The sequence below is a fragment of the Pantoea sp. ME81 genome, assembly GCF_903970985.1.
GTDB lineage: Bacteria > Pseudomonadota > Gammaproteobacteria > Enterobacterales > Enterobacteriaceae > Pantoea > Pantoea communis.
Genome location: NZ_CAJCKS010000353.1, coordinates 1 through 1,303, shown reverse-complemented (window position 1 = coordinate 1,303; position 1,303 = coordinate 1). Strand labels below are relative to the sequence as shown.

1 protein-coding gene is annotated in these 1,303 nt (G+C 55.6%); it reads right to left on the bottom strand.

From position 1 onward, the window contains the following. A partial coding sequence (locus H7A81_RS27275) for an IS4 family transposase (RefSeq protein WP_182059338.1) occupies positions 1–1,220 on the bottom strand: 1,220 nt, incomplete at its 3' end. Between the last annotated feature and the right edge of the window lie 83 nt (positions 1,221–1,303).

The following is a 1,303-nucleotide window of genomic DNA, read 5'->3' as shown; positions in this document are numbered from 1 at the left end:
GCTATCGAACTTACGTCCTTTACCAGTTCCGGGATTCGCCCAGGCGAAGCGCCTTCGAGTGTCCAGAGCAGCTTCATCACCCACGCTGTCGATTCCCTGAAGCTGAGCTGGTTAGGCCAGTATCCCTTCAGCGTTGAGGCCATTCTTATCATCTGATATCTCACCAGATTGTAGGCCAGCAGCACGCCCCACAGCTCCTGCCTTACCATCTCCGGCTTCCTGCTGCGAAGCGTGAGCCTGCTGTCCTGGAGATCCTGCTTTATTTCACGATATCCCAGCTCTATCTCCCAGCGATGACTGTAGAGATCCGCTATTTCTTTACCCGGATAACGCATCGCATCCGTCATCGACGTCAGGAACTGCCACGTCCGGCCTTTTATTTCCCGGCTTATCATCCTCATCTCTGTGTGCGCCGCCAGATGCGGCCATTTCTTCCGTGACTGAGCGGAGGTTTTTACCCGGATAAGTATGTCTCCCTTCCCCAGACGACGTACCTCTTCGTACTGCAGGTCTTTACGTGCCGCTATCATCCAGTGACGGTTTTCGCCGGCCTCATGCCAGGCGCTAAGCAGACCGAATGACGTGTAACCCTTATCGAAGAGAGTCAGGCTGTTGTCGCACGCGCGTTCAATGAGACCTTCTGCCAGCACCATCTCATTCTCGTTCTGGCAGCCCATCGCGGCGCCGCTGATAAGATGGCTGGTGAGTTCCATCAGGCAGACCATGCGCACCTGCGGATAAGGCGAGGCGCCTGCCACCGTGCCTGAACGCACGAAAGCCTTCTCATTATCAGGCGTTTCTGGCGTGCGCCAGACAACGCCGTCAACAGCGTACAACGTCAGACCACACCAGTCAGGGTGGGAAGTCTGTGCATTCCAGAGCTCGCTGCTCTGTTCGAAAACCCGCCGCACAGCGTCGTCCCCCAGCCGCTGCTTTGCCTGCACTACGGCACTGGGCGCAACGAAAGGACGGTTTCCCGGCAACAGAATATCAAGGCGATTAACGATGGCGTGAAGAGGTTCCTTGCGCTCAAGGGCCATGCCGATGAGACACCAGACCATCATATCTGTAGTGAGTCTGCGCTTGCGGAGCGTGACTGTGCCAGCTTCCTCAAGGCAGCGGCTGATGAGCGCAGGGTCAAGAACATCCGCGAGCGTATTCAGAGGATTACGAAGAGAATCGTAACGAGAGACGATATCAAGGGCCTGACTGAGCTGCATAAAAAAATCCGGAAACGAAGCGTTTCCGGATTCTTACACAGCCACTGGATCGTTCAACTGATCCTTAACTGATCGGCATTAGG